Below are 13,421 nucleotides of genomic sequence, written 5' to 3'. Positions count from 1 at the left end.
GTTTGAGCTGCTTTCTTTTGCCTACTTTTCTTTGCAGCCGGCAAAGAAAAGTAGGTGCCCCCCCGCACAGGGGGAACGCTAATAGACCACTAACAAAGCAAGGAAAGGCACCAAAGCCAGAACAAGAAAAGGCCAAACCCCTAAGAACACAGACAACAATCGCCAAACAGGCAAAAAAGCTTAGGAGACAAAACGATGAACACCCCAAAAAACACACAAACAAAACCCCCCCGCCTGGAAGGCGAATTCGACTACATCATAGTCGGCGCCGGCACAGCAGGTTGCGTCCTCGCCAACCGCCTATCTGAAGATCCAGAAGTACAAGTCCTCCTGCTAGAAGCCGGCGGCAAAGACGACTACCACTGGATCCACGTACCGGTAGGCTACCTCTACTGCATTGGCAATCCCCGCACAGATTGGCTCTACAAAACCCAGTCCGAACCCGGCCTGAACGGCCGCTCCCTCTCATACCCGCGAGGCAGAGTACTAGGCGGCAGCTCATCGATCAACGGCATGATCTACATGCGCGGCCAACGCGAGGACTACGATGAATGGGCCCGCGTCACCAACGACGCCTCCTGGTCCTGGAGCCAGGTCCTCCCCATCTTCAAACGCAGCGAAGACCACCACGCCGGCGCCTCCGAATCGCATGGAGCAGGCGGCCCATGGCGCGTCGAAAAACAGCGTCTGAAATGGAAGATCCTCGAAGAGTTTTCACAAGCCGCGCAACAAACCGGCATACCCGCTACCGATGACTTCAATCGTGGCGACAACACCGGCGTCGGCTACTTCGACGTCAATCAGAAACGCGGCATCCGGTGGAATGCGTCGAAAGCCTTCCTGCGTCCGGCACTTAAGCGCCCGAATCTCACCGTTATCGTCGGTGCCCACACACAACGCGTCGTGTTCGAAGGACGTCGCTGCATCGGTGTCGAATATCGTGGCGACAACACCGACTATCTCGCCAAGGCCCGGTGCGAAGTGATCCTCAGTTCCGGTGCGGTCAACTCGCCGCAATTGCTCGAACTCTCCGGTATCGGGGATGGCGCGCGCCTCCAGAATCTTGGCATCGAGGTCGTGAAGAATCTGCGCGGTGTCGGCGAAAATCTGCAGGACCATCTGCAGTTGCGTATGGCCTATAAAGTCGACGGCGTGCGTACGCTCAATACCGCCTCCGCGCATTGGTGGGGCAAGCTGATGATCGGCATGCAGTACGCACTCTTTCAAAGCGGCCCGATGTCGATGTCGCCATCGCAACTCGGCGCGTTTGCCAAGTCCGATCTGGATGACCGCTCGCTCACGCGTCCTGACCTCGAGTATCACGTGCAACCGCTCTCGCTCGATCGCTTCGGCGAACCGTTGCATCGCTTCAATGCATTCACCGCGTCGGTGTGTCAGTTGCGGCCGACTTCGCGTGGCAGCATTCACATCGGGTCGGCCGATGCGTCGGCGCCGCCGTTGATCGCGCCAAACTATCTGTCCACGGACTATGACCGGCACGTTGCTGCCAACGCATTGCGTCTCACGCGCCGCATCGCCGCGGCGCCTGCGCTCGCGCGCTATCGGCCGCAGGAGATTCTGCCCGGTATCCAGTATCAGACCGAAGAAGAACTTCAGCAGGCCGCAGGCGCGGTGGGCACCACCATCTTTCATCCGGTCGGCACCTGTCGGATGGGCACTGCCGACGATCCCGGTGCGGTCGTGGACAATCGCCTACGAGTTATCGGGGTTGACGGTTTGCGGGTGGTCGATGCATCAATCATGCCGTCCATTACCTCGGGCAACACCAATTCGCCGACGCTGATGATCGCCGAACGCGCCAGCGACATGATCCGCGAAGACCGCCGCGCACGCGTGGGCGGCAGCGTTCCGCTTCAGACGAGTACTGCGCCGTCCATGTCCGCCGTGTGACACGCGCGTGGCAGCAGGATCCGAGGCCGCCGCGCGTGCCTCGGACTTTCCCTGGCATGCATCGAGCGTGATTGACGCAGCGCTTGAACACGCTTCCGCCTTGCTTCAAACAGTCGTCATCCACTAAGTGCAAATCCCAATGAATGCGCTGCATCATTGGCGCGACAATGGCAGCCATGCTGCGTGCCGCCCATGGATTACCGTCCGGATTGGTGCAGTACGCCAACGAGCGGCACGGGGTGCCGCCGTCACACATAAAAGTCGCGCAGCCGTTCGCGCGGAAGATCGTAGTGCTTCGCCTTACTCCGTATGGAAGGGAACATGATTCTCGGCGATACGATTCTCGAAACGCGCGGCCTCACCCGCGAGTTCAAAGGCTTCATCGCCGTGAACGGGGTGAACCTGCGCGTGCGCCGTGGCTCGATCCATGCGCTGATCGGCCCCAATGGGGCAGGCAAGACCACCTGCTTCAATCTGCTCACCAAATTCCTTGAACCGACCGCGGGTCAGATCGTCTTCAATGGAATTGACATCACCAGTGAACGCCCGGCGCAAATCGCCCGGCGCGGCATCATTCGCTCGTTTCAGATCTCTGCTGTATTTCCGCATCTGACAGCATTGCAGAATGTGCGCATCGGATTGCAGCGCGTGCTCGGCACGGCATTTCACTTCTGGAAGAGCGAGCGCACGTTGCGTCAGCTCGACGATCGGGCCATGGACTTGCTCACCCAGGTCGGATTGACCGATTTCGCCGACGTGCTCACGGTAGAACTGTCCTACGGCCGCAAGCGCGCGCTCGAAATCGCCACGACGCTCGCGATGGAGCCCGAGTTGATGCTGCTCGACGAACCGACGCAAGGCATGGGCCATGAAGACGTCGATCGCGTCACGGCCCTGATCAAGAAAGTATCGAGCGGCCGCACGATCCTGATGGTCGAGCACAACATGAACGTGATCGCCGGCATCTCCGACACCATCACCGTGCTGCAACGAGGTGAAGTGCTCGCCGAAGGCAGCTACGCCGAAGTGTCGAAGAACCCGCTCGTGATGCAAGCCTATATGGGCAGCGCCGACGCGGCGCTCGCCGGAGCCCACGCATGAATACGATTGCCGAGCGCGAAAGCCTCGAGGTGAGCGGCACGGCTGGCGGTGCCCCCGCGCTGGAGATCACGGGTTTGCAGGCATGGTACGGGGAGTCCCATATCCTGCATGGCGTCGATCTGACGGTGAACCGCGGCGAAGTTGTGACGCTGCTGGGCCGTAACGGCGCGGGGCGCACCACCACACTGCGCGCGATCATGGGGCTCACCGGCCGGCGCACCGGCTCGATCCGCATCGGCGGACGCGAAACCATTAGCCTGCCGACTCATCGTATCGCCCATTGCGGCATCGGTTATTGCCCGGAAGAGCGTGGGATTTTCTCGAGCCTCTCATGTGAGGAAAACCTGCTGTTGCCGCCGCCCGTCGGCGACAAGGCGCACATGATGTCGCTCGAAGAAATCTATTCGATGTTTCCGAATCTGCAGGAACGCCGCATGAGCCAGGGCACGCGGCTCTCGGGTGGGGAGCAGCAGATGCTGGCGGTCGCACGCATTCTGCGCACCGGCGCGAGTTTGCTGCTGCTCGATGAAATCTCGGAAGGCCTTGCACCGGTCATCGTGCAGGCGCTCGCCCGCATGATCATGACGCTCAAGGCGCGCGGCTACACGGTTGTGATGGTCGAACAGAATTTCCGCTTTGCCGCGCCACTCGCCGATCGCTTCTATGTGATGGAGCATGGTGCGATCGTCGAACACTTCGAGGCCGGCGAGCTTGAAAGCAAGATGCCGGTGCTGCACGACCTACTGGGCGTATAGACAGGAAGTAACGAGAAACGTCCGATTGCCTCTGATAACCACAAGCGAAGAAACCAGGAGACAGGAATGAAAAAGAACCCACTCGCGCGGCTTGCCACACTATGTTTCGCGGTTGCCGCCGGCGCCGCGTTGACGATGGGCAGCGCGCAGGCCGCTGACGATGCCGTGAAGATCGGCTTCATCACCGACATGTCGGGTCTGTATGCGGATATTGATGGCCAGGGCGGTCTCGAAGCGATCCGCATGGCCGTGGCCGACTTCGGCGGCAAGGTCAATGGCAAGCCGATCTCGGTGGTCTATGCCGATCACCAGAACAAGGCCGACATCGCGGCGTCGCGGGCGCGCGAATGGTTCGATCGGGATGGCGTCGATCTGCTGATTGGCGGCACGAATTCAGCAACCGGGCTGTCGATGAACACCGTGGCCGGAGAAAAGCACAAGGTCTACATCAGCATCGGCGCTGGCGCCGATACCCTGACCAACGAGCAATGCACACCGTACACGATCCACTACGCGTACGACACGACGGCGCTCGCCAAGGGCACGGGCTCGGCGGTGACGAAGCAGGGTGGCAAGACGTGGTACTTCCTGACCGCTGACTACGCGTTCGGCAAGGCGCTCGAAAAGAATACGTCGGACGTGGTGAAGGCCAACGGCGGCCAGGTGCTGGGTGCCGTGCGCCATCCGCTTTCGGCATCGGATTTCTCGTCGTTCCTGTTGCAGGCGCAAGCTTCGAAGGCGCAGATTCTCGGCCTCGCCAACGCGGGCGGCGACACGATCAACTCGATCAAGGCCGCCAAGGAATTCGGCATCACGAAGACGATGAAACTGGCCGCGCTGCTGATGTTTATCGACGACGTCCACAGTCTGGGTCTGGAAACGACCCAGGGCCTGGTGCTGACGGACAGCTGGTACTGGAATAAGGACGCCACCACGCGCGCGTGGGCGCGGCGCTACTTCGACAAGATGAAGAAGATGCCGTCCAGCCTGCAGGCCGCTGACTACTCCGCAACCATGACCTACCTGAACGCGGTGAAAGCAGTCGGTTCGACTGACTCCGACAAGGTGATGGCGCAACTGAAGAAGGCCAAGATCGACGACTTCTACGCGAAGGGCTATATCCGTCAGGACGGCAGCATGATCCACGATATGTACCTGATGCAGGTGAAGACGCCGGCCGAATCCAAAGAGCCGTGGGACTACTACAAGATCACTGCGACGATCCCCGGCGAGCAAGCGTTTACGACCAAGGCTGAAACGCGCTGCGCGCTGTGGAAATGAACGCAGACTGATAACCAGCTGACCGTCATTCAGCCTTATCCGGCGGGAAATACATAGCGCCGTTTTGGTACACAGACTGACGGCCAGCTGCTTCAGATGCCGCGTGCGATCGGGCGGATGGCTCGCCGGTCGCGCGTCGGCGGGATCGTACGTAACCGATCCCACCCTGACGATGGCTTAAGGGATTAAGGCTTCAATGGAAATCTTTGGCGTTCCGCTACCGGCGATGCTGAGCCAGCTGCTGCTGGGGCTCGTGAACGGCTCGTTCTATGCGATTCTCAGCCTGGGTCTGGCGGTGATCTTCGGCTTGCTCAACGTGATCAATTTCGCGCACGGCGCGTTGTTCATGCTCGGCGCGATGCTCGCGTGGATGGGCCTGTCGTATTTCGGGCTGCCGTACTGGGTGATGCTGGTGCTCGCGCCACTGATCGTCGGCGTGTTCGGCATCGTGATCGAACGCTCGATGCTGCGCTGGCTGTACAAGCTCGATCACCTCTATGGGCTGCTGCTTACTTTCGGGCTCACGCTGGTTGTCGAGGGCGTGTTCCGGTCGATCTATGGTTCGTCCGGCCAGCCGTACGACGTGCCGTCGGCGCTCTCCGGTGCGACGGATCTCGGCTTCATGTTCCTGCCGAACTATCGCGCGTGGGTCGTGGTGGCGTCGCTCGTGGTCTGCTTTGCCACGTGGTTCGTGATCGAGAAGACGCGTCTCGGCGCCTATCTGCGCGCGGGCACCGAGAATCCGAAACTGGTCGAGGCGTTCGGCGTCAACGTGCCGTTGATGATCACGCTCACTTATGGCTTCGGCGTCGCGCTGGCGGCGTTCGCCGGCGTGCTTGCCGCGCCGGTGATTCAGGTCTCGCCGTTGATGGGCCAGCCGATGATCATCACTGTGTTCGCGGTGGTCGTGATTGGCGGCATGGGTTCGATCATGGGCTCGATCCTGACCGGCCTGCTGCTTGGCGTGATCGAAGGGCTGACGCGTGTGTTTTACCCGGAAGCGTCGGCGACCGTCGTCTTCGTGATCATGGCGCTCGTGTTGCTGGTGCGCCCGGCGGGTCTCTTCGGCAAGGAAAAATGATGCAGAGAAAAGTGCTCTACGGTCTGCTGTTGATCGCGCTTCTCGCGGTGCCCGTGCTCGGCATCTATCCGCTCTTCGTCATGAAGGTGCTGTGCTTCGCGTTGTTCGCGGCGGCCTTCAATCTGCTGATTGGCTACACGGGTCTGCTCTCGTTCGGTCACGCGATGTTTCTCGCCTCGGCCGGTTACGTCACCGGTTATGCGATGCAGACGCTCGGCTTCTCTCCGGAGCTCGGCGTGGTGGCGGGCACCGCCACGGCAACGTTGCTTGGGCTGGTGGTCGGCCTGTTCGCGATCCGCCGGCAAGGCATCTACTTTGCGATGGTGACGCTGGCGCTCGCGCAGATGGTCTACTTCGTGTTCCTGCAGGCGCCGTTCACGCACGGCGAGGACGGCCTGCAAGGCGTGCCGCGCGGCAAGCTGTTCGGCTTGCTGGATCTGTCGTCGGACGTGACGCTGTACTTTGTCGTGCTGGCCGTGATGGTGCTGGCATTCCTGCTGATCGTGCGGATCGTGCACTCGCCGTTCGGACAGGTGCTGGTGGCGATCAAGGAGAACGAGCCGCGCGCTGTGTCGCTCGGTTACGATACCGATCGCTTCAAACTGCTGGCGTTCATTCTGTCTGCCGGGATCGCCGGTCTGGCGGGCTCGCTCAAGGTACTGGTGCAGGGCTTCGAGACGCTGAGCGACGCGTACTGGACCATGTCCGGTCTCGTGATCCTGATGACGCTTGTGGGCGGCATGGGGACGCTGTTCGGGCCGCTGCTCGGTGCGGCGCTGATCGTTGCGCTCGAAGACCGGCTCGGCGATATCGGCACGGCGCTGGCTTCGTCGACAGGCGTCGAATGGTTCCGCTCGCTAGGCGAATCCGTGACCATCGTGACGGGCGTGATTTTCATTGCCTGCGTGCTGGCGTTCCGACGCGGTATTGTCGGTGAGATCATCGCGAGAGTGCGGCCGTTGCGGGCCTGAAGCGGCACTGAATTTCAAATTGCTTTGGCGTCCGATATAATTCGGCGACTCATGAAGTCGGCACGGCCGGATCCTGCGTTGCGCGCGGGCCGGCCCTCGCGCTAAATCAGCACAAAACGTGCCCCATATTTGTGCCGCAGTGCACCACTAGGGTAATTGCTAGTTGTAAGGGGGAGGGTGCTCGTTTAATCTTCATGCAGTTCTGATGCACCACGAATTTTGCAGGTGGAGAACGAGGAGACAATGAGGCACTCAGTGCCCAGACGAAAGCGCTGTTGGATTGATATCCAACAGCGCTTTTTATTTGTACTTTTCGTTATTCGCCATTCAATTCCTCCGCTAATTCGGTGACCCTTTTTTATTCACCGAGCCACCCCCAATTTCATCTGCCCTTACCCTGCAAAATGCTTGCAGCGCGGGGCTTTCGTCCGCTAAACTTGCCATTCACCGACCAAGCGGTCGGTGAATCGAATCTGCGGATTTGAATTCAAATGAATAACGGGGTAGACAGAGGAGCGGGATGAAGTCGGCATTGCGTTGGATGAGCGCGGCATTGGTCGCCACAGGGGTATCCGCGGCATGGAGTGGCCACGCATTCGCGGATGTGAAAATCGGCGTCACGGTGTCGGCAACGGGGCCGGCTGCGTCGCTTGGTATTCCGGAAAAGAACACGATCGCGCTGCTGCCTAAAGAAGTAGCAGGGCAGAAAATCGACTACATCGTACTCGACGACGCCACGGATTCGACCCAGGCCGTCAAGAACGCACGCAGGCTCACCAGCGAAGATCATGTGGATGCGTTGATCGGCTCGACCGTTGTGCCGAATTCGCTGGCCATGATCGACGTCGCCGCTGAAAGCACCACGCCAATGATCTCCATGGCCGCTGCGGCAAGCATCGTGGAACCGATGGATGCGAAACGCGCGTGGGTCTTCAAGACGCCGCAAAACGACATTCTGATGGCCACCGCGATCGCGCAGCATATGTCGAATCACGGTGTGAAGACGGTCGCGTTCATCGGCTTTGCAGATGCGTACGGCGAGAGCTGGTTCAAGGAATTCGGCAAGGCCGCCGATCTCGCGAAGATCAGGATCGTCGCGAACGAACGCTTCGCGCGCAACGATGCTTCGGTGACCGGTCAGGTGCTGAAGATCATGTCGCAGAACCCTGATGCGGTGCTGATCGCCGGTGCGGGCACGCCGGCCGCGTTGCCGCAGAAGACCCTCAAGGAACGTGGCTACAAGGGCAAGTACTACCAGACGCACGGTGTCGCCAATAACGACTTCCTGCGCGTGTGCGGCAAGGATTGCGAAGGCACCTATCTGCCGGCCGGTCCGTTGCTGGTCGCTGACCAGTTGCCCGATTCGAACCCGGTGAAGAAGTCCGCGCTCGCATACAAGCGTGCGTATGAAGCTGCGTACGGCGCCGGTTCGGTCTCGACATTCGGCGGTCACGCTTGGGATGCAGGCTTGCTGTTGCAACGCGCGATCCCGCTTGCGCTGAAGAAAGGCCAGCCGGGCACGCCTGCATTCCGCGAAGCGCTGCGTGCGGCACTCGAAAATACCAAGGACATGCCTGCTTCCCACGGCATCTTCAACATGAGCGCGAACGACCACGCTGGTCTCGACCAGCGGGCGCGTGTGATGGTGGAGATCGCCGGCGGCAAGTGGAAGCTGTCCGGCGACTGAGCGAAGGCGAAGCGATACGGAATCCACTCAAAAAAGACGCGTGCAGTTGCCGCGTCTTTTTTATTGCCCGCATTTGACGAGCGGCGGCGCTTCAAGTGTGTTGGACAAACGAAACATCGGAGATGAAAGCGCGGTCAAAGCGCGGCCTAAGCGGCCCGTTTCAGGACAAACCCGCATTCGGGCGACAGTCTATTGACCGTGAATGATGCAGAACGCAATACTACTAACATGTTAGTGTTTCGTGCATTAGAAATCGCAGTAGTGGTTCGCAGCAGGGGAGTTGCACCAGAACGGCGACGGCGTTGATGCTGAGCAGGGAAAACCATGCTTGGCATGCCTGAACCCTATAACTAGATTCAGACACCCGGCCCGTGCGCCGGATTACAGATACGCGCTTCAAAGCGTTTGGAGACTTGCATGAAAAAGACAAAGCAATGGGTACGCACCGGTATCGCAATGGCGTTGATGTGCGGCGCGGGCGCAGCCTTCGCGCAGGTGAAAATCGGCGTCACGCTGTCCACCACCGGGCCGGCTGCATCGCTCGGGATTCCTGAAAAGAATACGATCGCGCTGCTGCCGAAAGAGATCGGCGGCAAGACCGTGCAATACATCATCCTCGATGATGGATCGGACACGGGCAAGGCCGTGCAAAACACGCGCAAGCTGATCGACGAAGACCACGTCGACGCCATCGTCGGTTCAACCGTCACGCCGAATTCGCTGGCGATGCTCGACGCAGCGGCCGAAGGCAAGACGCCGATGATCTCGCTGGCGGCATCGGCCGCGATCATTTCGCCGATGGACGCCAAGCGCGCATGGGCCTTCAAACCGCCGCAAAACGACAGCCTGATGGCTGACGCAATCGCAGACTACATGGAGCGTCATGGCGTGAAGACGGTTGGCTTCATCGGCTTCGCGGATGCGTACGGCGACGGCTGGAACAACGTCTTCACTGCGGCGGCTGCGGCGCATCATCTGAAGATCGTCTCCAACGAACGCTTTAACCGTACCGATGCCTCGGTGACCGGCCAGGTGTTGAAGACGATGGGCGCGAACCCGGATGCGGTGCTGATCGCAGGCGCGGGTACGCCGTCGGCGCTGCCGGCCAAGACGCTCAAGGAGCGCGGCTACAAGGGCAAGGTCTACCAGACGCACGGCGTCGCCAATAACGACTTCCTGCGCGTGTGCGGCAAGGATTGCGAAGGCGAACTCCTGCCGGCCGGTCCGATCCTCGTGGCCGATCAACTGCCGGATTCGAATCCGGTGAAGAAGTCGTCGGAAGCCTACAAGAATGCGTACGAGAAAGCGTATGGCGCGGGCTCGGTGGCGACCTTCGGCGGTCATGCATGGGATGCCGGCCAGATGCTGCAAGCGGCGATTCCGGTCGCGCTGAAGACCGCTCAACCGGGCAGCGAAGCGTTCCGGGTAGCACTGCGCAGCGCGCTTGAAAACATCAAGGAACTGCCGGTCTCGCACGGCATCATGAACACCACGACGACCGACCACAACGGCCTCGACAAGCGCGCGCGCGTGATCGTGCAGATCGTCGACGGCAAGTGGAAGCTGCTGAACGACTAACAACAAAAACGATACGCGCCTCTCGCGCAGCATGCGGCGCACGACGCCGCATTGCCATTCTGTTCGATGACAATGGCAACGACCGCTGCGCCGTATTCCGGCGCGGCGGTCGCTTTTTCAGGCATCGCTGGTTAGTGGCCGGCCGCGAGTTCTGCCGCCACGACTGTTCCCGGTTTTGATTTCGACGCTTCAGGACGAGGAAGTATGGATCTATCAATTGCGGCGATCCTCGCACAGGACGGCATCACCACCGGCGCGATCTACGCGCTGCTCGCGCTTGCGCTAGTGCTGGTGTTCTCCGTGACGCGGGTGATCTTCATCCCGCAGGGCGAGTTTGTTTCGTACGGCGCGCTGACGCTCGCCGCACTGCAGACACAAAAATTTCCGGCCACGTGCTGGTTGTTAATGGCGATGGGCGCGGCATGCTTTGTCGTCGAGATAGCGGGGCTGGTGCGGCATCCCGAACGACGCCGGCACGCGGCGCGCACGCTGGTGATGCTAGTCGGCAAATATCTGCTGTTTCCGATCGCGGTGTATGCGCTCACGCAGGGTGTTTTCCTGCATCCGCTGCCGATGATCGCGCAGATCGCGCTCACGCTGCTGATCGTGATTCCGATGGGGCCGTTCGTCTATCGGCTTGCGTACGAGCCGATCGCGGAGGCGACCACGCTGCTGCTGTTGATCGTCGCGGTGGCGGTGCACTTTGCGATGGTCGGCCTCGGGCTCGTGATGTTCGGTGCGGAAGGCTCGCGCACCACGGCTTTCTCCGATGCGACCTTCAACCTCGGCACGCTGTCGATTTCCGGGCAAAGCCTGTGGGTGGTCGGCACGGCAGTGGTGCTGATCGGCGCACTGTACCTGTACTTCGATCGCTCGATCTCCGGCAAGGCTTTGCGCGCGACATCCGTGAACCGGCTCGGTGCGCGGCTCGTCGGGATCGGCACGACGCAGGCAGGGCGCCTCGCGTTCACGCTCGCAGCAGGCCTCGGTGCGCTGTGCGGCATCCTTGTCGCACCCTTGACCACCATCTACTACGACTCGGGCTTCCTGATCGGTTTGAAGGGCTTTGTGGGGGCGATTATCGGCGGCCTGGTCAGCTATCCGCTGGCAGCCGCGGGGTCGATCCTCGTCGGTCTTCTGGAGTCGTATTCGTCGTTCTGGGCGAGCGCCTATAAGGAAGTGATCGTGTTCACGCTGATCATCCCGGTGCTGTTGTGGCGGAGTCTGGCCAGCCCGCACTCGGAAGAGGAAGAGGAGTGACACGATGAAACGGATCATGCAAAACAAGTTCTTCTGGTTGTTCCTCGTGGTGCTGTTCGCGTTGCCGGTGCTGCCGCATCCGATTCATGTGCCCGAGTACTGGGTGACGCTGCTCAACTACATCGGCCTGTATTCGATCGTCGCGATCGGTCTCGTGCTGCTGACGGGTATCGGCGGGATGACGAGCTTCGGGCAGGCGGCGTTCGTCGGCATCGGCGCCTATGCGACTGCGTATCTGACGACGGCGTACGGTGTGTCGCCGTGGCTCGCGCTGATCGCGGGCGTGGTGGTGACGGCGCTGATCGCGCTGATGCTGGGGCTCGTGACGATGCGGCTATCGGGTCACTTTCTGCCGCTCGGCACGATCGCGTGGGGCCTCGCGCTGTTCTATCTGTTCGGCAATCTGGAGATGCTCGGCAAGTACGACGGCATCAATGGGATTCCGGTGCTGAATGTTTTTGGTATCAACCTGGAGTCTGGCCGCCACATCTATTACCTGATCTGGGTGGTGGTGCTCGGCGCGGTGATTTCTGTTCAAAACCTGCTTAATAGCCGGCCTGGGCGGGCGATCCGCGCTTTGCGCGGCGGCGGCATGATGGCCGAAGCGATGGGCGTCAATACCGGCTGGATGCGTGTGGTGATCTTTGTCTACGCCGCGGTGTTGGCGTCGATTTCAGGGTTCCTGTACGCACACCTGCAACGCGCGGTGAATCCAACGCCCTTTGGTCTGAACCACGGCATCGAGTTTCTGTTTATGGCGGTGGTGGGTGGCGTGTCGCATGTCTGGGGCGCGGTGCTCGGTGCGGCGATCCTGACTGTGTTGCAGGATTATCTGCAAACGTTGCTGCCGAAGCTGCTCGGCGAGAACGGCAACTTCGAAGTCATTGTGTTCGGCATCTTGATGGTGCTGTTGCTGCAATACGCTCGCCAAGGCGTCTGGCCGTTCGTCGCGCGCTTTTTCCCGAAGGGCCCGCGCGCGCATCTGTCGGATCATGCGGAGCCGTTGCCGCAGCGCAGCAAGCCGACGGCGGGCGAAAACCTGTTGACGGTGAACAAGGCGCGCAAGCAGTTCGGTGGGCTGGTCGCAGTGAACGACGTCAGCTTTGAGGTGAAAGCAGGACAGATTATCGGTTTGATCGGCCCGAACGGCGCCGGCAAATCGACCACCTTCAATCTGGTCACGGGCGTGCTGCAGGCGACGAGCGGCGAAATCACGTTTTGTGGCGAGCGCATCGATTCGCTCAGTTCACGTGAAATCGTCAAGCGCGGCATTGGCCGCACGTTCCAGCACGTCAAGCTGCTGCCGGGGATGACGGTACTGGAGAACGTTGCGATCGGTGCGCATTTGCGCGGCCAGGCGGGAGTCTGGCGCAGCGTTGCACGTCTGAACGGCGCGGAAGAAGCGCGCCTGATGGCTGAAGCGGCTCGCCAGATTCGTCGCGTCGGACTCGAACAGCATATGTACGACGAGGCGGGTAGCCTGGCGCTGGGGCAGCAGCGGATTCTTGAAATTGCTCGCGCGTTGTGCTGTGACCCGACCCTGCTGCTGCTCGACGAGCCCGCCGCTGGTTTGCGGTACCAGGAAAAACTGCAATTGGCCGATTTGCTGCGCCGCCTCAAAGCCGAAGGCATGAGCGTGCTGCTGGTCGAACACGATATGGATTTCGTGATGAATCTCACGGATCGGCTGGTGGTGATGGAGTTCGGCACGCGTATCGCGGAAGGCTTGCCGCAGGATGTCCAGCAGGACCCGGCTGTGCTCGAAGCGTATCTGGGCGGGGTGGAGTGATGGAGAA

At 60.7% G+C, this 13,421-nt stretch carries 10 protein-coding genes; all 10 read left to right on the top strand.

Annotated elements, in window-relative coordinates; genetic code table 11:
- The first annotated feature begins 195 nt into the window (after positions 1–195).
- The 10 genes from R8871_RS32275 (at position 196) to R8871_RS32230 (ending at position 13,414) form a co-directional block, all read left to right on the top strand.
- On the top strand, positions 196–1,911 hold the full coding sequence (locus R8871_RS32275; RefSeq protein ID WP_175054073.1) for a GMC family oxidoreductase: 1,716 nt from the start codon (positions 196–198) through the stop codon (positions 1,909–1,911).
- A gap of 321 nt (positions 1,912–2,232) precedes the next feature.
- A complete protein-coding gene (locus R8871_RS32270) occupies positions 2,233–3,012 on the top strand; it encodes an ABC transporter ATP-binding protein (RefSeq protein WP_054038612.1) in 780 nt (259 codons plus the stop codon).
- Positions 3,009–3,767 carry an ABC transporter ATP-binding protein gene (locus R8871_RS32265; RefSeq protein ID WP_175054072.1) on the top strand — a complete coding sequence of 253 codons (759 nt, stop codon included), beginning with the start codon at positions 3,009–3,011 and terminating at the stop codon, positions 3,765–3,767. Before R8871_RS32270 ends, R8871_RS32265 begins: the two co-directional genes overlap by 4 nt.
- A 66-nt stretch (positions 3,768–3,833) precedes the next feature.
- Positions 3,834–5,048: an ABC transporter substrate-binding protein gene (locus R8871_RS32260; protein WP_175054071.1), complete on the top strand. Its 1,215-nt coding sequence runs from the start codon at positions 3,834–3,836 to the stop codon at positions 5,046–5,048.
- Positions 5,049–5,244: 196 nt separating this feature from the next.
- Complete coding sequence (locus R8871_RS32255) at positions 5,245–6,129, top strand: branched-chain amino acid ABC transporter permease (RefSeq protein ID WP_054038594.1); 885 nt, start codon at positions 5,245–5,247, stop codon at positions 6,127–6,129.
- On the top strand, positions 6,129–7,100 hold the full coding sequence (locus R8871_RS32250) for a branched-chain amino acid ABC transporter permease (protein ID WP_154558734.1): 972 nt from the start codon (positions 6,129–6,131) through the stop codon (positions 7,098–7,100). Before R8871_RS32255 ends, R8871_RS32250 begins: the two co-directional genes overlap by 1 nt.
- A 520-nt stretch (positions 7,101–7,620) precedes the next feature.
- On the top strand, positions 7,621–8,787 hold the full coding sequence (locus R8871_RS32245; protein WP_175054070.1) for an ABC transporter substrate-binding protein: 1,167 nt from the start codon (positions 7,621–7,623) through the stop codon (positions 8,785–8,787).
- A gap of 417 nt (positions 8,788–9,204) precedes the next feature.
- On the top strand, positions 9,205–10,365 hold the full coding sequence (locus tag R8871_RS32240) for an ABC transporter substrate-binding protein (RefSeq protein WP_175054069.1): 1,161 nt from the start codon (positions 9,205–9,207) through the stop codon (positions 10,363–10,365).
- Positions 10,366–10,569: 204 nt separating this feature from the next.
- Entirely contained in the window at positions 10,570–11,625 is a 1,056-nt protein-coding gene (locus tag R8871_RS32235; protein ID WP_175054068.1) for a branched-chain amino acid ABC transporter permease, read from the top strand.
- 4 nt (positions 11,626–11,629) lie between these two features.
- Positions 11,630–13,414 carry a branched-chain amino acid ABC transporter ATP-binding protein/permease gene (locus R8871_RS32230; RefSeq protein ID WP_054038590.1) on the top strand — a complete coding sequence of 595 codons (1,785 nt, stop codon included), beginning with the start codon at positions 11,630–11,632 and terminating at the stop codon, positions 13,412–13,414.
- Positions 13,415–13,421 lie beyond the last annotated feature (7 nt).

Origin of the sequence: Paraburkholderia sediminicola, assembly GCF_902859805.1 — a bacterium.
Classification (GTDB): Bacteria; Pseudomonadota; Gammaproteobacteria; order Burkholderiales; family Burkholderiaceae; genus Paraburkholderia; species Paraburkholderia sediminicola.
The sequence above is the reverse complement of the archived record's forward strand: the minus strand, read 5'-3'. Positions and strand labels throughout refer to the sequence as shown.